General features: G+C 68.1%; 15 protein-coding genes. 8 read left to right on the top strand and 7 right to left on the bottom strand.

The genetic code is table 11. The features are described from left to right. The first annotated feature begins 7 nt into the window (after positions 1-7). The 4 genes from ASD65_RS13750 to ASD65_RS13740 are packed head-to-tail and all read left to right on the top strand — an operon-like array spanning position 8 to position 1,883. Entirely contained in the window at positions 8-442 is a 435-nt protein-coding gene (locus ASD65_RS13750; RefSeq protein WP_056223559.1) for a DUF6325 family protein, read from the top strand. Further along, positions 439-786, top strand: coding sequence for an SHOCT domain-containing protein (locus ASD65_RS13745; protein WP_056223557.1), 348 nt, complete (start codon positions 439-441; stop codon positions 784-786). Before ASD65_RS13750 ends, ASD65_RS13745 begins: the two co-directional genes overlap by 4 nt. 30 nt (positions 787-816) lie before the next feature. After that, positions 817-981, top strand: coding sequence for a hypothetical protein (locus tag ASD65_RS19075; RefSeq protein WP_156378879.1), 165 nt, complete (start codon positions 817-819; stop codon positions 979-981). A 5-nt stretch (positions 982-986) separates the two neighbouring features. Beyond that, entirely contained in the window at positions 987-1,883 is an 897-nt protein-coding gene (locus tag ASD65_RS13740) for a formylglycine-generating enzyme family protein (protein ID WP_200948718.1), read from the top strand. A 59-nt stretch (positions 1,884-1,942) separates the two neighbouring features. Here the strand turns inward: ASD65_RS13740 and ASD65_RS13735 are convergent, their stop codons facing one another. The 6 genes from ASD65_RS13735 to ASD65_RS13710 all read right to left on the bottom strand — a co-directional run bounded on the left by ASD65_RS13735 (position 1,943) and on the right by ASD65_RS13710 (position 12,369). Further along, the gene (locus ASD65_RS13735) at positions 1,943-3,580 is read right to left on the bottom strand and encodes a SulP family inorganic anion transporter (protein WP_056223552.1); all 1,638 of its coding nucleotides are present in this window, start codon (positions 3,578-3,580) and stop codon (positions 1,943-1,945) included. Beyond that, positions 3,577-4,536 (bottom strand): HAD family hydrolase, encoded by a 960-nt coding sequence (locus tag ASD65_RS13730; RefSeq protein ID WP_056223550.1) that lies wholly within the window; start codon positions 4,534-4,536, stop codon positions 3,577-3,579. Before ASD65_RS13730 ends, ASD65_RS13735 begins: the two co-directional genes overlap by 4 nt. 29 nt (positions 4,537-4,565) lie before the next feature. Continuing rightward, entirely contained in the window at positions 4,566-6,662 is a 2,097-nt protein-coding gene (locus ASD65_RS13725; RefSeq protein WP_056223548.1) for an ABC transporter ATP-binding protein, read from the bottom strand. Continuing rightward, positions 6,659-8,386: an ABC transporter ATP-binding protein gene (locus ASD65_RS13720; RefSeq protein ID WP_056223546.1), complete on the bottom strand. Its 1,728-nt coding sequence runs from the start codon at positions 8,384-8,386 to the stop codon at positions 6,659-6,661. The genes ASD65_RS13725 and ASD65_RS13720 overlap by 4 nt, the downstream gene beginning before the upstream one ends. A 189-nt stretch (positions 8,387-8,575) precedes the next feature. Next, positions 8,576-9,736 carry an AI-2E family transporter gene (locus ASD65_RS13715; RefSeq protein WP_082561773.1) on the bottom strand — a complete coding sequence of 387 codons (1,161 nt, stop codon included), beginning with the start codon at positions 9,734-9,736 and terminating at the stop codon, positions 8,576-8,578. Positions 9,737-9,771: 35 nt separating this feature from the next. Then, positions 9,772-12,369 carry a LuxR C-terminal-related transcriptional regulator gene (locus ASD65_RS13710; protein ID WP_156378878.1) on the bottom strand — a complete coding sequence of 866 codons (2,598 nt, stop codon included), beginning with the start codon at positions 12,367-12,369 and terminating at the stop codon, positions 9,772-9,774. A gap of 136 nt (positions 12,370-12,505) precedes the next feature. Between ASD65_RS13710 and ASD65_RS13705 the strand changes: the two genes are divergently transcribed. The 4 genes from ASD65_RS13705 (at position 12,506) to ASD65_RS13690 (ending at position 14,215) form a co-directional block, all read left to right on the top strand. Then, positions 12,506-12,718: a hypothetical protein gene (locus ASD65_RS13705; RefSeq protein WP_156378877.1), complete on the top strand. Its 213-nt coding sequence runs from the start codon at positions 12,506-12,508 to the stop codon at positions 12,716-12,718. 102 nt (positions 12,719-12,820) lie between these two features. Then, positions 12,821-13,207 (top strand): SHOCT domain-containing protein, encoded by a 387-nt coding sequence (locus tag ASD65_RS13700; protein WP_056223540.1) that lies wholly within the window; start codon positions 12,821-12,823, stop codon positions 13,205-13,207. Positions 13,208-13,436: 229 nt separating this feature from the next. Next, positions 13,437-13,853: a DUF6325 family protein gene (locus ASD65_RS13695; protein WP_056223538.1), complete on the top strand. Its 417-nt coding sequence runs from the start codon at positions 13,437-13,439 to the stop codon at positions 13,851-13,853. Positions 13,854-13,876: 23 nt separating this feature from the next. After that, a complete protein-coding gene (locus ASD65_RS13690) occupies positions 13,877-14,215 on the top strand; it encodes an SHOCT domain-containing protein (RefSeq protein ID WP_056223536.1) in 339 nt (112 codons plus the stop codon). 84 nt (positions 14,216-14,299) lie between these two features. On the opposite strand, the gene ASD65_RS13685 is transcribed toward ASD65_RS13690, so the two are convergent. After that, a complete protein-coding gene (locus ASD65_RS13685; protein WP_056223534.1) occupies positions 14,300-16,666 on the bottom strand; it encodes an arylsulfatase in 2,367 nt (788 codons plus the stop codon). Positions 16,667-16,759 lie beyond the last annotated feature (93 nt).

Raw genomic sequence — 16,759 nt, 5'->3', positions numbered from 1 at the left:
GAACACCGTGGCAGCATTCGAATACGGACCCGTCGAGCTTCATCTCATCGGCTTCGAGGGCGATCGCCCCGACCCGCAGGTCATCGCGGCGATCACCGACCTGATCGAAGAGGGCACCGTACGACTGCTCGACTTCATCATCGTGTCCAAGGCCGAGGACGGCGCCATCACCGCGATCGAGATCGAGGATGACACCCACCGGTACGGGTTCGGTGACATCGAACTTGCCGAGCTCGGCATCGCCGGCGACGAGGACATCGAAGAGCTCGCCGAGTTGATCCCGCCGGGCGCCTCGGCGGCGATCATCGCCTACGAGATGGTCTGGGCGAAGCGCCTCGCCGAGAAGTTCGCGGCATCGGGCGGCGTCATGCTGCGCAGCGAGCGCATCCCCGCGCCCGTCGTCAACGCGCTGGTCGAGGCCGCGCAGGAGGAGGAAGCATGATCCGTCGATTCGGACGTCCCGGACTGCTCGGGCTCGCCGCCCGCACCGCCGTCGTGGCCGGCACCGCAACCGCCGTCAGCGGCGCGATGCGCGGCTCGCAGCAGAACAAGGCCGAACAGCAGCAGCAGGCCGCCGCGTACGAGGCCCAGCAGCAGCAGGCCGCGATGGAGGCCGCCGCACAGCAGGCGGTCTACCAGTCGCAGGCCCAGGCCGCTCCGGCTCCCGTCGCCGCAGTGCCCGCCGTCGACATCGTGGGTGAGCTGCAGAAGCTCGCCGCGCTGAAGGACGCCGGAGTGCTGACCGACGCCGAGTTCGCCACCGCGAAGGCCCGACTGCTCGGATGACCGTCCGCACGATCCCGGGGGTGGCCGCGCATGGGTGACCTGATCCTTCAACTCCTCCCGCTCGCCCTCGGGATCGTGCTCAGCCCGCTCGCCATCATGGCGCTGGTCGCGATCCTGGTCTCCAAGCTCGGAGCCGTGTGGGTCTACCGGCGCGGGCACGCTCCGAGCCGGGCGAGCGATAGCGTGAACCCGTGAATGACATGGTCCGGATCATCGGCGGCACTTTCCGCATGGGCTCCGAGGAGTTCTACCCCGACGAGCGCCCGGTGCACGAGCGCACCGTCGGCGATTTCGAGATCGACCGGTACCCGGTCACCAACGAGGACTTCGCCGCCTTCGTCGAGGCGACGGGATACGTCACGGTCGCCGAGCGGCCGATGAACGCTGCGGACTATCCCGGCGTGGCTGCCGAGGACCTCGTCCCGGGCGCCCTGGTCTTCACTCCGACGCCCGGTCCCGTCAACCTCGACGACTGGCGGCAGTGGTGGCGCTGGGAGCCCGGCGCGCAGTGGCGTCAGCCCGAGGGCCTCGGATCCTCCATCGACGAGCGGATGCGGCATCCCGTCGTGCAGGTGTCGTTCGAGGACGCCTCGGCCTACGCCGCCTGGCGTGGGATGCGCCTGCCCACCGAGGTGGAGCACGAGTTCGCCGCGCGCGGCGGGGTCGACGGCGCCCGGTTCGCGTGGGGCGAGGACGCCTATCCCGACGGTGTGGCGCAGGCCAACTCGTGGCTCGGCAGCTTCCCGTACGACAACCGCGGCGCGCACGGCGCCGGCACGGCACCGGTGGGTTCGTACCCGGCGAACGGCTACGGACTGTTCGACATGATCGGCAACGTCTGGGAGTGGACCAGCGACTTCTACACGACCCGGCACCTCGTCCCGGGGGCGACGCCGGTCGACGCCGAGAAGCGCGCGAACCTACTGTCGGTGGCCAGCGCGGAGCCCGGATCCCGCATCCCGCGCCGTGTGCTCAAGGGCGGCTCGTACCTCTGCTCACCGGACTACTGCCTGCGCTTCCGTCCCGCGGCCCGCTCCCCGCAGGCCGACGACACGGCGACCACGCACATCGGCTTCCGCTGCGCGCGGGACGTCTAGTCCGACTCAGAGCCCTGCGGCCGCGGGACCGGGTCGGGCCTTCCCGCACCCGTCCGCGGCTAGGGGAGCCCGGTGGCCGCGAGTCCCGCCTCGGTGGTGTCGTGCACGCGTCCTGCGGCCTGCAACTCGCGGAACCACTCCACCTTCACGGCGACGACGGTGGCGGTGTCGGGCAGCGCCGCCAGATGCAGCACGATGCCCAGCTGCGTGAATTCGCGATCGAGGTCGGTGAGGGCGTCCAGCACGGTGATCGAGAGGATCTCCATGCGCTGCAGGTCGAGCACGACCGCGGTGACGGGTGACTCCTGGCTCGTGGTCAGCGCGATGATCGCCCGTTCGTTGGCAAGCGCGTTGGCCGTGTAGAGCGCGCGCCCCAGATGGATGGCGATGGCGTCGCCGGCACGTCCGACGATCGTGAGCTTGGGGATGTTGAGCTCGCGCAGCACGAGCACGAGGGTCACGACGACCCCGACCGCGACGGCGGCCAGCAGGCCCGCCGTCAGTCCGATGACGGCGACGACGGTCGCGATCCAGAAGTCCACCCGGCTGATGTGCGCCCATCGGATGAGCTCGGGGATGTTGATCAGCCCGATCACCGCCACGAACACCATCGAGGCCAGCGTCGCCTCCGGCAGGAGGCTCAGGACCGGCCCGAGGAACAGCGCCACGAGGATCGCAAGGGCGACCGTCACGAACGTCGACAGCTGCGTCTTCGCACCGGCGCTCTGGTTGACCGCGCTCTGCGAGAAGCCGCCGGCGGCGGGCATCGTCGTGAAGAAGGCTCCGACGACGTTGGCGGCACCGGTCGCCAGGAGCTCCTGGTCGCTGTCGATCTGCGGTTCGGTCGCCTTGCGGATGCCGCGTGCCACCGCGGCGGATTCCAGGAACGCCATCACGGCGATGGCCAGAGCCCCCGGCACGAGGGTGGCGATCTGCGAGAAGTCGGGAAGCCCGAGCACCGGCAGTCCGCCCGGGACGGGGGCGATCAGGTCGACGCCGAGATCTTCGAGTCCGGCGAAGGCGACGAGCAGGATGCCGCCGACCACGACGATGAGCGCGCCGGGCACCTTCGGCGCGAACCGCTTCAGCACGAGCAGGATCGCGATCGAGGACGCCGAGAGCACGACGGTCGGCCAGTTCACGCTCTGGAAGGCCTCGCCGACGGCCGCGAGGGAGCGGAGGAACCCGTGCCCGGAGAAGTTGAACGTTTCGCCGAGGAGCTTCGGGAGCTGACCCACGGCTACCGTCGCCCCGACACCGATCTTCAGGCCGAGCACCGTCGCCCCGCTGATGTTCTCGACCAGCGACCCGAGCCGGAAGAGCCGCGCGAGCAGCAGGATCGCCCCGACCAGCAGGGTGAGCATCATGAGCGAGCCGAGCGCGTCGTCCGACCCGGCGGCGACGCCGGCCGAGACGAGGGTGGTGGCGGTGAGAGTCGCGATCGTCGAGGTCGTCGACACGCTCATGGCACGGGATCCGCCGAGCATGGCGTAGACGAACATCGGCACGATGCAGGTGTAGAGGCCGATCTGCACCGGCAGGTTCGCGATCGTGGCGTACGCCATCGCCTGCGGCACCACCACGGCGCCGGCCGAGATGCCGCCGACGATGTCGGGCATCAGCCACGAGCGCTGGTAGCGGGCGAAGGTGGGCAGCAGCCAGGGCGCGCGCGGACGCGGCGTCGCTGGAGCGGTCACGCCGCGTCGCCGTCAGTGGCGGGGCGAGGGTCGGGGAACACCGTGGACCAGTCGTCCTTGACGCTCACGCGCACGATCGACCCGTCTTGGGCAGCGGCCAGCGCCTCTTCCGCGCCCTTGTCGTAGGGCGAGTCCCCGCGCCCCGTGTCGTCGTCGTGGTGGATCAGCAGGCTCAGACCTTCCCGCCCGTCAGCGTGCGCGAACCGCAGCATGGGCAGGTCGCCGTTGGAGTTGCCGACCGCGAGGAGCGGACGACGCCCGATGCGCGACCAGATCCGCACCGGCTTCTCGGGTCCGTCATCCATGAACGAGAAGGATGCCCCGTACTTCACGGCATTCGCCGCGCCGTCGTACGTGAGCCCCAGCGCGGACCCGATCACGCGCTCGGGAGGGATGCCGTAGTAGTCCTCGGTCATGGGGCGCATGAAGTCGCGGTCGCCGCCCGAGACGATGTAACAGGTGAACCCGTGCTGCTCGAGGTGGCGGAGCAGCTCGAGCATCGGCTGGTAGACCGCTTCGGCGTAGGGTCGGCGCAGCGTCGGATGCAGTGCCTCGCGGTAGAAGTCGGCGACCGCCGTGGCGTACTCGTCGACCGGGACGTCGACGGTAAGGCCGAGCATCGCCCCGATCATGACCTTCAGGTCGGCGTCGTCGCCCGCGTAGTGCTTCTCGATCGCTCCGCCGAGCCAGCTCAGGTCGCCGTCGACGACACCGCGGTAGGGCTGCTGCTCGGCCAACGCCGGATCGGCTTTCGCCGCGGCGGCCCACTGCTCCACGATGTACGCGAGCTGGGTCGGCATCGGCTTCTCTGTCCAGAGCGTGCCGTCATTGTCGAACACCGCGATCCGCTCGGACACGGGAACGGCCTCGGGTCCGTCTCCGCTGACGGCGTCGACGAACTCGATGATGCGGGTGCGCGTCGAGGTGTCGCGCCAGGAGGGGAGAGACGAAGTCATTACGGCATCGTCCCACCCCTCCGGCCCGATCAACCGGCGGCGCCTCCGGTGTCGCCCGATTCTTCGGCGCCGCCCGCGCCCGCGAGTGCGGGTTCGGTGCCCTCCAGATCACGTTCGAGCTCTCCGACGACCGCATCCAGATCGGTCGCGGCCTGCTCGAACTGCGACTGGTAGAGGCGCCAGTAGGCGCCCTGCGCGGCGATGAGCTCCTCGTGGCTGCCCTTCTCCACGATGTCGCCGTGCTCCATCACGAGGATGAGGTCGGCGTCGCGGATCGTGGACAGGCGGTGCGCGATGACGAACGACGTCCGCCCCTCGCGCAGCGCCGCCATCGCGTGCTGCAGGAGCAGCTCGGTGCGGGTGTCGACCGACGAGGTGGCCTCGTCGAGGATCAGCACCGACGGCTGCGCGACGAACGCTCGGGCGATGGTGATGAGCTGCTTCTCTCCGGCCGAGACGTTGGAGGCGTCCTCGTCGAGCACGGTGTCGTACCCCTCGGGCAGCGAGTGCACGAAGCGGTCGACGCGCGTCGCCTTGGCGGCATCCACGATCTCCTCGTCCGTCGCCGACTCGCGCCCGTACCGGATGTTGTCGCGAATCGTTCCGGCGAACAGCCACGGATCCTGCAGCACCATTCCCGTGCGCATGCGCACGTCGTCGCGGGTGAGCTCGGCGATGTCCTGGCCGTCGAGCAGGATGCGCCCGCCGTCCAGTTCGTAGAACCGCATGATGAGGTTCACGAGGGTCGTCTTGCCCGCACCGGTCGGGCCCACGATCGCGACCGTCTGCCCGGGCTCGACCCGGAACGACAGGTCCGTGATGAGCGGACGCTCCGGCGTGTAGGAGAACTTGACGTTCTGGAACTCGATGACGCCCTTGCCCGAACCGAGCTCAGGAGCGTCGGGTGAATCCGGCTCCTGCTCCTCAGCATCCAGCAGCTCGAAGACGCGCTCCGCCGACGCGGTGCCGGACTGCACGACCGCCGCCATGCCACCGAGCTCCGAGAGCGGCTGGGTGAACTGCTGCGAGTACTGGATGAACGCCTGCACGTCGCCCAGTCGGAGCTGGCCGTTGGCGACCATGAGCCCGCCGAGCACCGCGATCCCCACGTAAGTGAGGTTTCCGATGAACATCATGCCGGGCATGATCATGCCGGAGAGGAACTGCGCCTTGAAGCTGGCCTGGTAGAGCTCCTCGTTCTCGACCTGGAACTTCTCGCGCGAGTCGGCCTCGCGTCCGAAGACCTTGACGAGTGCGTGGCCGGAGAAGGACTCCTCGACGCGCGCGTTCAGGCGGCCGACCTTGCGCCACTGGATGCCGAATGCCTTCTGCGACTTCGGACCGATGATGCCGAAGATCACGGCCATCAGCGGGAGCGAGACCAGTGCCACCAGGGCGAGTTGCCAGGAGATCGAGAACATCATGATGAGCACACCCACGACGGTCAGCACCGAGGTGACGACCGTGGAGAGCGACTGCTGCATCGTCTGGGTGATGTTGTCGATGTCGTTGGTGACCCTGGAGATCAGCTCACCGCGCTGCACCTTGTCGAAGTACGACAGCGGCAGCCGGTTGATCTTCGCCTCCACCGACTCGCGCAGGCGCCACATCGTGCGCACCATGATGATGTTGATGACGAAGCCCTGGATCCAGGTCAGGAATGCCGAGGCGACGTAGATCGCGAGCACGGCGACGATCACCATGCGCAGCTGGTCGAAGTCGACGCCCGCGCCCACCGCGAAGTTGTCCATGGCGGCGACCATGTTCGCCTGGTCGGTCTGCCCCGCGGCGTTCAGCGCAGCCACGACGTCGGCCTGCGACGTGCCGGCCGGGAACGAGCCCGCCAGCGTGTTGGAGACGACGCCTTCGAAGATGATGTTCGTCGCCTGACCGAGGATCTTCGGCGCGATGACGGCCAGCACCACACCGATCGCGCCCAGGATCGACACGAAGGTGAAGGCGAGGGCGTGCGGCTTGAGCAGGCCGATCATCCGACCGAAGCTCCGACCGAAGTTGTCGGCCTTGCCGGGCTTGACGCTGTCCCAGTCGCCGGAGTTCAGGCGAGCCTGCTCGGCGAGCTCGAGTTCGAGACGCTCTTCCTCTGAGAGGAGATCAGGGGTGCTCATGCTTCCACCCCCAGCTGCGACTCGACGATCTCTTTATAGGTCTCGTTCGTATTCAACAGTTCCTCGTGGGTTCCGAGTCCCACCATCTGCCCGTCTTCGAGCACGACGATGCGATCGGCGTCGGTGATGGTCGACACGCGCTGCGCGACGACGATCTTGGTGACCTCCGGCAGCTCCCGCCACAGTGCCTGGCGGAGCCGGGCGTCGGTGGTGAGGTCCAGGGCGGAGAAGGAGTCGTCGAAGACCAGGATGTCGGGCCGGTGCACGATCGCACGTGCGATCGCGAGGCGCTGACGCTGGCCGCCGGAGACGTTGGTGCCGCCCTGCGCGATGCGCGCCTCGAGCTGCCCCTCCATCTCCTCGACGAAGTCCTTGCCCTGCGCGATCTCCAGCGCGTGCCACAGCTCTTCGTCGGTAGCCTCTTCGCGGCCGAACCGCAGGTTCGACGCGACCGTTCCGGTGAACAGGAACGGACGCTGCGGCACGAGCCCGATGCTCGTCCAGAGGTGATCGAGGTCGGCCTCGCGCACATCCACCCCGCCGACGCGCACACTGCCGCCGGTCACGTCGAACAGGCGCGGGAGCAGGGAGACCAGCGTGGTCTTGCCCGAACCGGTCGAGCCGACGATCGCGACGGTCTCGCCCGGAGCGGCCCCGAAGCTGATGCCCTGGAGCACCGGCGTCTCGGCACCGGGGTAGGTGAACTCGACGTTGTCGAACTGTACCGTGCCGGGAGCGGAGAAGACGGTCACCGGGTTCTCGGCGCGCGTGAGCGTCGACTCGCTGGCCAGCACCTCGCTGATGCGCTCTGCGGAGACCGCGGCGCGCGGGATCATGATCGTCATGAAGGTCGCCATCAGCACGCCCATGAGGATCTGACCGACGTACTGCATGAACGCGAAGAGCGTGCCGATCTCGACATTGCCGGCATCCACCTGGATTCCGCCGAACCAGATCACGCCGACGACGGTCACGTTCAGCACCAGCATCGCGAGCGGGAACATGAGCACGAAGAGCGATCCGACCTTGCGCCCGACGACCATGATGTCGGTGTTGGCTCCGCGGAAGCGCTCCTCCTCGATGTCTTCGCGCACGAAGGCCCGCACGACACGAACACCCGTGAGCTGCTCGCGCATGATGCGGTTGACCGCGTCGAGCTTCGTCTGGAAGCTGCGGAACAGCGGCACCATGCGGCTGATGATCAACGCGACGAGCACGAGCAGCACGGGGACGGACACGGCGATGAGCCAGCTGAGTCCGACATCCTGCTGGAGCGCCATGATCACGCCGCCGATCGCGAGCAGCGGAGCCGTGACGAGCATGGTGGCGCCCATCATGGCCAGCATCTGCACCTGCTGCACGTCGTTCGTGTTGCGGGTGATGAGCGAGCCCGGGCCGAACTGCGAGACCTCGCGCTCCGAGAACCCGCTGACCTTCTCGTAGACGTCACGACGGATGTCGCGGCCGGCGGCCATGGCGGCGCGGGCGGCGAAGTAGGTGGCGATGATCGACGCGGTGATCTGACCCAGCGAGATCACCAGCATGAGGATGCCCGTCGACCAGATGTAGGCGGTGTCACCCTGGGCCACGCCCTGGTCGATGATGTTCGCGTTCAGGCGCGGCAGATACAGCGATGCCATCGCGGACGCGAATTGGAAGACGAGTACGCCGAGCAGCAGCCAGCGATACTCCTTGAGATAGCGGATGAGGAGTTTTCCGAGCACGGGGTCTCCGAGGTTGTGTGATTTTGGCGCTCAACGAGGATCGGATGCCCGGTCCCGGCGTCCGATGGAGCTTGAACAGGGTACGACGAACCCCGGACACGCTCCTACCCCTTTGTGTACGCCGTAAGCGGAAAGATGCAGCTGCATGCAGCTGCTTCCCTCCTTCACGGGAGCCTCGTCGCGTGCGCCTCAGACCTTCAGATCCTGCTTCGGCACGATCACCTCGCGGATGATGAGAAGGATCGACGCCATCACCGGGAGGGCCACGAGCACTCCCATGATGCCCATCAGAGCGCCGCCGATCATTGCTCCGATGAGCACGAGCGCCGCCGGGATCGCGATCGCGCGATTCATGACGCGCGGGCTGACGACGTAGGACTCGAGCTGGATGTAGATGAGGTAGCAGACCGCGAAGATCAGCGCCTGCGTCGGGCTGGTGAACAGCGCGACGATCGAGCCGATGAACAAGAAGATGACCGAGCCGAACAGCGGGATCAGGGTGATGACGAAGGCGATGACCGCCATCAGCGCGGGGAAGGGAAGTCCGATGAACAAGTGCAGCAGGAACACGATCGCGGCGTTGATCGCCGAGAGGATGACGGAACCGAGAAGAGAGCTGCCGACCGACTTGGTGACCCGTTCGGTGAGGTGGGCCAGCTGCGGACGGGCGCGAGCCGGCGCGAGCGAGTAGAGGGCCTCCTTCATGCCGGTGAGCGAGGCCAGGAAGTACAGGGTGAGGGCGACGATGATGAACCCGGCGGAGATGGCGCTGGCCACTCCGATCCCGACGGCGAGCACGCCACCGCTGATGGCGGCGATCGCCTGCGGGTTGCCGAGGGCGTGCGAGGCCTGGTCGAGGGCCGAGGTGACAGCGGCCTGGAAGTCGGCGGGGAGGGCGAGGAACCAGGCGCTCTGCACGGTGTCGGAGATGGCTTGCGGGATCGACGCGATGAACTGCCCGACCTGGGCGAGCACGGGGGGCAGCACGAAGATCAGGAAGCACGCCACGAGCAGCGCGAAGACACCGAAGACGATGCCGATCCCCGCTCCGCGCTTGAGGCCGCGGCGCTGCAGCACCTGCACGATCGGGTCCAGCCCCAGCGCGACGAACAGCGCCAGCACGATGTAGACGAGGATCGAGGTGATCGAGCCGATCGCCGACCCGATCAGCAGCGCGGCGAGCACGCCCAGGGTGCCGACGAACGCGATCGCGAGCGGGCGTTCGATGGCCGCGAGGATGCCCAGGCGGGGCCTCGGTTCGGCGGACGCAGGTTCTTCCGGCGCGGCCGCGACCGTCGCCTGTTCCGTGCCGGCAGGGTCGGGCGGGGAGTCGTCGGATGTGTCGCTCATGCGCCGCACTGTATTGCGGACACGCGTGCGGCGGGTCACCCGATGTGGGCGATATCCCTGGCGTCCAGCAGTCCGAGTTCGCGGGCGCGGGCGATCGCGGCATCCCTCCCGCTCGCGTCCAGCTTTCGATAGATGTGCGCCATGTGGGTCTTGACCGTGTTCACGGATACGAAGCAGCGCGCTGCGAGCTCGGCGTTGGTCAGCCGGCTCGGCAGGTACGCCAGCAATTCCATCTCACGGCCGGTGAGGGGCTCGATGAGCTGCGGCGCATCGACATGCTGCAGTGTCGCGGAGCGATCGAGCACGACGCGCCGGAATCCGGACGGGGTGCCGGGAAGCCGCGCGACGAGATCGAGCGCTTCTGCCCCGGCTCGGAGGAACGGATGCACGAGCTGTTCCGCCTCCGCCGCATCCAGGGCGGCGACGATGTACTCCCGCGCTTCTGACGGACGCTCCTCGACCGCGGCGAGCCAGGCACGCAGGATGCCGCGTTCCACGGTCGATGCGGGCGTCGCCGGATCCGCGGCATCCGCCATGTCCAGCCGATCCCGCGCGCGCGCCGCATCCCCCTTGCTCAGCAGGGCAGCGATGTCCTCGAACGCCATCGGCGACCAAGCGCCAGGTGTCGCCGCAGCGACCACTCCGATGCTGGCGTTGCCCGCCACGCGCTGCTTCCGACGCGCGAGCGCGCGCAGGGCGTCCTGCACGATCGGCGGCGGCGTCCCGGGCGGCGGCACCTTGGCCGGGTCGGACCCGTCCGGATCCACCACCAGCGACTCCGCATGCGCGATCCACATCAGCTGCGTCCTCGAGTTCGCGGAGGCCCGAACATACCCTTCGTGCACAGCGAAGGCACCTGCCTCGGGTTCGCCGCGGAGGATGGCCACCAGCGCGCGCGCGAGGTAGGCATCAGCCGGGCCAGGGTGTGTCAGCAGATCCAGCTCGCGGGCGAGATCGAGTGCCTCATCGGCCAGTTCCGTCGCCAGGGTCAGCCTCCCCGCCCAGGCATGTGCGAGGGCGAGGCTGCCGAGGCCGTGGATCCGGTACGCGCCGTATCGACCACCCTCGGTGGCCAGCGTGCTCTCCAGAAGCTGGACGGCGGCGGTCGTGTCGCCGAGCATGAGGTGCGCACGGGCGACCGCGACCCGCACGAGCACCTGCAGCAGCGCGACGTCGGTGAGATGCATCAGATCGGGCGGGATGACGGTGGGCGACTGCGCGGCCATCTCCAGCGCCAGCATCCCGTCCTGCATGTACACCTCGGGGTGCGGCAGGAATTGGACGCCGGTCGAGACGAACGACCGGGCGACGAGCGCGACCCCGGGTGGCACATCGGGAAGCGCGATGATCGCCCGCAGCAGGTCCTCCGCCAGGGCGGCCCGGCCGGACATGCCCTCCAGGATCGCGTAGAGCAGCTCGGCCTCGACGCGCTGGGCGCGGACGGTGGCGGGCACCCGCGCCAGCCAGCGCGCGCCCGTCGCCGATTCGCCGCGCTCGTAGACCTCGCGGCCGCGCGCGAGGATCATGTCCAGTGCCTGGTCCCAGCAGTGTCCGCGCAGCAGGCACTCGATCGCCGCGCCGACGTTGCCCTGGGCGAGGTACCACTGCGCCGCCGTCTCCAGCAGCGCGGATTCCGCTTTCGGATCGGCCGCCCGCAGGCGGTACCGCAGCAGGTCGCGGAACAGATGGTGGAACCGGTAGTGACCGGGTCGGCCCTCCAGCGCCACGACGAACATCGACTCGTCGCGCAGTTCACGCAGGAACGCATCGCCGTCGGCGACTCCCGCGACCGCCTCCGCCAGCGGAGGACTGATCTCGTCGAGCACCGAGAGATCCAGCAGCGCGCGCCGCCGCATCCCGCTCTGCGCGTCGAGCACCTCCTCGCTCAGGTAGTCGACGGCCAGGCGATCGCTCTCGGCGAGCGCCTCCCACATCTCCCCCGGGTCGTCGCGGAACCTGAGCGTCAGCCCGGTCATCTGCACGCCGGCGGCCCAGCCCTCGGTGCGCTCCACGACGGTGGCCGCCGTGGCGTCGTCGACCGGGAGCCGGGTGATCCGCTCCAGCATCAGCCGCGTGCTGTCCGCGTCGAACGCGAGCTGGGCCTGGCGGATCTCGACGAGCCCGTGCTGCAGACGGTGCCGGCTCCAGCCGAGCTTGAGATCGACCCGGGAGGAGAAGACGAAGTGGACGTGCGGCGGCAGCAGGTCCACGAGCCGCCAGAGGTCGGACACGATCTCGGTGTTGGCGAGGTGATGCAGGTCGTCGAAGACCACGACCACGGTCTGCCCGACCTCCGCGAACGCGGCGGCGAGCGACTCGAGCATCGGCTCGCCCAGTCCGCCACCGGCATTGCCGAGCGCCGCGCCCAGATCCGCCAGGCACGGGTCGAGCTCTGCCAGCCCTTCGACGAACCGCCGGGCGAACCGCACGGCGTCGTCGTCGGCGCCGGTCATCTCGAACCACGCCACCCGTACGTCCCGCAGCGATGCCACCCACTGAGTCAGCAGCACGGTCTTGCCCGAGCCGGCCGGAGCCACGAGGAGGGTCAGCGGCGCTTCGATGCCGATGTCCAGGCGCGAGCGCAGAGCCGGACGGTCCACCGCGTGGGGCGGGACTGCGCGGGAAATCGGCATCGATCACCGCTTTCTTCGCCAGGGGGCCGGGCGAGAACATCAGAATCATCCCATAGGGATGACGCCGAATCGACCCATCGGATCACACGATATCGCTGTCCGTCGATTGTTGAATTCCGCGATGAGGAGGTCCCCGGTGCCCGCACGCGTGATGGAGGTCGTGGTCCGCGGCGGACTGGCTCCGTCGCTCATCGCCGCACTCGACGGATTCGCCATCGATACGGCCGGTTCCGGTCTGACGAGCATCACCGGTCCCGTGACGGATCAGGCGATGCTGTTCGGACTGCTCGGGATGCTCGATGAGGTGCACATCGAGGTCGTCTCTGTGAATCCACGGCAGGACGCGTGACGGAAGGTCTCACCCGGATGGGGTGACGCGCAGCGCTCGCACCCCGCTCTACGTTCGGGTCAGTGGCGAGCGAGCGCGCCCGCCCTCGACGATTGGATTGACATGGACCTCTGGTCTTGGATCGCCTGGTTCTTCTGGTTCTTCGTGTTCATCGCCTACCTGATGGTGATCTTCAGCATCATCGGAGACATCTTCCGCGACCATGAGCTCAACGGGTGGCTCAAGGCGCTGTGGATCATCTTCCTCATCTTCGTACCCTTCCTGACCGCCCTGGTCTACCTCATCGCCCGCGGCAACAGCATGGCGAAGCGATCGACCGCCCAGGCGATGGACATGCAGCAGGCGCAGACGGAGTACATCCGCCAGGTCGCCGGTTCGTCCAGCAGCAGTCCTGCGGATGACATCGCCAAGGCCAAGCAGCTGCTGGACTCGGGTGCGATCACCGCAACCGAATATGACGCGCTGAAGGCGAAGGCGCTCGCCGGCTGAGCCCGTCTGCGCTCGCTGGGCGCGCGCTCGTCCCCAGTGGGGCGGCCCTCGTGATCACCGATCCGGCGATCTCGGAGGCCGCCCCACTCCGTTCTCCCCGTGCGGAACCCCCACGCGGATATCACCCACTCTGGATGACGCTCCCGCACGCGTCGGATATCAGGCTGGGCACAACCAACCCGCCGAAAGGCACCGACGCGGCCGCACGACCGCTGTACCGGAGGTATCCATGACCACATTCGACTACGGCCCGATCGAGTTCTACGCGATCGGCTTCGAGGGCGACCGACCGGGTCCGGGCGTCCTGCAGGCGATCGACGACCTCGTCGCGACCGGTACCGTCAACCTGCTCGACCTCGTCTTCGTGAGACGGGATGCCGAGGGCGATCTCGAGGTGCTGGAGGTCACCGACACCATCGACGACGGCGCCCCCGCGCTGAACCTCGAAGGCCTCGCGGGCGAGGAGGACATCGCGGCGCTCGCGGAGACCGTGCCGGCCGGCGCCTCGGCCGCCATCCTCGTCGTCGAGCTGCTGTGGGCGAAGGCATTCGCCGGGGCACTCTACGACGCCGGAGGATTCGTCGTGGGACGTCAGGGCATCCCTGCTCCCCTCGTCAACGCCTACCTATCCGAACACGTCAGCTGAAGGAGAACTCGATGCTTCGCAGAATGGGACGCCCCGGACTCATCGGGATGGCCGCACGCACGGCCGTCGTGGCCGGAACCGCCACCGCGGTTGCGGGCGGCGTGTCCGCACATCAGGCCAACAAGGCGAATCAGGCCGCCGAACAGCAGGCGTGGGAGGCGCAGCAGCAACAGCAGGCGATGGACGCCGCTGCCGCCCAGGCCGTCGCCAACGCACAGGCGGCGGCTCCCGCTGCCGCTCCGGCGGCTCCGGCCGCCGCTCCGGACCTGATGGCCCAACTCGGACAGCTCGGCACCCTGCACTCGCAGGGCATCCTGTCGGATGAGGAGTTCTCCGCCGCGAAGGCGAAGCTCCTGAGCTGATCCACCACGGAACGGGGAGTCGCGCCCAGGCTTCGGCGGACTCCCCGTTCTTTCGTGCCCTGGAGTAGCGGTTCTCCAACCGGACTACTGCCGGGCCATCGCCACGCGCATCCGTTCGTCCGGGTCGATGAAGTGGTCGTGGTCGTCGCCACCCGTGTCGATCTGCACCCACTGGATCTTGCCGGTGAAGCGGCTGCCCTGCGGCGTGTAGTCGGGGCTGACGGGCGTCCCGGATTCGTAGCCGACATCGGTCGTCTCATCCGCGGAGAAGATCATCGGCTGGGTGAGCTCGACTCGTCCGCTGCCGACGGGTGCGCCGTCGTAGTACAGGGTCACATCCCCGCCCTTGGCGAGACCCCCGCCGTCGTAGGCGAACTCCATCCGCACCTGATGCCGCCCCTCCGGCACAGCGCTTGTCGCGGTCGTCGTGAACAGGTGGATACCGAGGACGTTGTAGACGAACTTCAGGACCCCTTCGTCGACGTACAGACTCCATCCGCCGAAGCGACCGCCCTGCGCGATGATGACGCCGTGTGCGCCGTCCGCCGGAACATCGACGTCCGCGGTCACCGAGAACGACTTGTTCTTGATGCTGACCACGCTGCTCTCCGAGAGTCGACCCATGCCCGCGAACAGCAGCTGGGACGTCCCGTGGATGAGCGTGGGGCGCCCGGCGAGGTCGGGATTGAGCCGCTCCCCCGTGCGATCGTCGAGGGGAAGCACGTTGTACTTGACCGCCTCGATGAGCCAGAGTCGCTGCAGCTCATGCAGACGGTCGGGCTGCTCGGCCGCGAGATCCCTGGCCTGACTGAAGTCCACGCTGCCGTCGTAGAGCTCCCAGACGTCGTCGTCGAATGCCGGGACCGTGCCTCCCACGATGATCCACGGCGTACGGTGCTTGGTGACCGCGCTCCAGCCCTTGTAGTAGATCCCGCGGTTGCCGAACATCTCGAAGTACTGCAGATCGTGGCGCTCCGCGGCATCCGCTTCGTTGAAGGCGTAGAGCATGCTCGTGCCCTCCATCGGCGACTGCTGCACGCCGTTGACCATGGTGGGTTCGGGCAGTCCCGCGGCCTCGAGGATGGTCGGGGCGACATCGATGCAGTGCGTGAACTGCGAGCGCTGCCCGCCCGGCTCGGAGATGCCGGCAGGCCAATGCACGATGGTGCCGTTGCGGGTGCCGCCCCAGTGCGACGCGACCTGCTTGGTCCACTGGAACGGGCTGTCCATCGCCCACGCCCACCCGACGGCGTAGTGGTTGTACGACAGGGGCGAGCCGAATTCATCCATCTTCGACCGCATGAACTCCGGCGTCTCGAGCGCGGCCATGCCGTTGAAGTTCGCCATCTCGTTGAAGGCACCGTTCAGGGTGCCCTCCGCGGAGGCGCCGTTGTCGCCGATGATGTAATAGATGATCGTGTTGTCGAGGATGCCGAGATCCTCGACGGCGTCGATCACGCGTCCGATGTGATGGTCGGTGTGCTCGAGGAACCCCGCGTACACCTCCATCTCACGCTCGAGGACCGGCTTCATCTCGTCGGGCATGTCGTCCCACCCGGGGACCTCCGCATTCCGCGGCGTGAGCTCGGCATCGGCGGGGATGACCCCCATCGCCTTCTGCCGCTCGAACGTGCTGACCCGCTGGGCATCCCACCCGCCCGCGAACTGGCCCTTGTATTTCTCCGGCCATTCCGCCGGCACATGATGCGGCGCATGGGTCGCGCCGGGCGCGAAGTAGACGAAGAACGGCTTCTCCGGCATCAGCGCCTTCTGCGTGCGGATCCAGCTGATCGCGTGATCGGCGAGGTCCTCGGTGAGGTGGTACCCCTCCTCCGGCGTCGCGGGCGGCTCGACCGGGGTGGTCCCGTCATACAGCGCGGGCTCCCACTGGTTGTTCTCGCCGCCGATGAAACCGTAGAACGTCTCGAACCCGCCGCCGGCCGAGGGCCACGCATCGAAGGGCCCCATCGGCGAGGACTGCCAGACCGGGACCTCGTGGCACTTGCCGAACTGCGCCGTGGAGTACCCGTTGAGCTTGAGCGTCATGGCCAGCGGCGCCTTGGTGTTGGGGCGCATCGAGTTCATGCCCGGCGCCGAGGTCGCCGTCTCCGTGATGCTGCCCATGCCGACCGAGTGGTGGTTGCGTCCGGTGAGCATCGCCTGGCGGGTGGGCGCGCACAGCGCGGTGGTGTGGAACCGATTGAACTTGAGCCCACCCGCGGCCAGCTTCTCGGCGTTCGGTGTGCGGCACGGGCCGCCGAACGCGCTGGACGCGCCGAAGCCGACGTCGTCGACCAGGATGATGATGACGTTCGGAGCACCCGCAGGGGGCATCAAAGGCGTGATCGGCGGATACGACGTGTCAGGGTTCTTGGCGTCGTAGGTCGTCAGCCCCGGTGCGGGGCGGTCGGGGATGGGCAGCATGGTCCGTGCATGGCGGTCGACCGTCATTTCGGTTCCTCTCCTCGGGAGTCAGCGTGTGCACGCTATTCCCGAGCACGAGGAGAGGACGTCACCCGTATCGGGTGAACCTGCCATCACGAC

The sequence above is a fragment of the Microbacterium sp. Root61 genome (assembly GCF_001427525.1).
Classification (GTDB): Bacteria; Actinomycetota; Actinomycetes; order Actinomycetales; family Microbacteriaceae; genus Microbacterium.
The sequence above is the reverse complement of the archived record's forward strand: the minus strand, read 5'-3'. Positions and strand labels throughout refer to the sequence as shown.

Coding starts and splice junctions, on each gene's coding strand:
- ASD65_RS13745 (WP_056223557.1), top strand. CDS start 439: ATGATCCGTCGATTCGGACGTCCCGGACTGCTCGGGCTCGCCGCCCGC.
- ASD65_RS19075 (WP_156378879.1), top strand. CDS start 817: ATGGGTGACCTGATCCTTCAACTCCTCCCGCTCGCCCTCGGGATCGTG.
- ASD65_RS13740 (WP_200948718.1), top strand. CDS start 987: ATGGTCCGGATCATCGGCGGCACTTTCCGCATGGGCTCCGAGGAGTTC.
- ASD65_RS13730 (WP_056223550.1), bottom strand. CDS start 4,536: ATGACTTCGTCTCTCCCCTCCTGGCGCGACACCTCGACGCGCACCCGC.
- ASD65_RS13725 (WP_056223548.1), bottom strand. CDS start 6,662: ATGAGCACCCCTGATCTCCTCTCAGAGGAAGAGCGTCTCGAACTCGAG.
- ASD65_RS13715 (WP_082561773.1), bottom strand. CDS start 9,736: ATGAGCGACACATCCGACGACTCCCCGCCCGACCCTGCCGGCACGGAA.
- ASD65_RS13710 (WP_156378878.1), bottom strand. CDS start 12,369: ATGCCGATTTCCCGCGCAGTCCCGCCCCACGCGGTGGACCGTCCGGCT.
- ASD65_RS13700 (WP_056223540.1), top strand. CDS start 12,821: ATGGACCTCTGGTCTTGGATCGCCTGGTTCTTCTGGTTCTTCGTGTTC.
- ASD65_RS13695 (WP_056223538.1), top strand. CDS start 13,437: ATGACCACATTCGACTACGGCCCGATCGAGTTCTACGCGATCGGCTTC.
- ASD65_RS13690 (WP_056223536.1), top strand. CDS start 13,877: ATGGGACGCCCCGGACTCATCGGGATGGCCGCACGCACGGCCGTCGTG.
- ASD65_RS13685 (WP_056223534.1), bottom strand. CDS start 16,666: ATGACGGTCGACCGCCATGCACGGACCATGCTGCCCATCCCCGACCGC.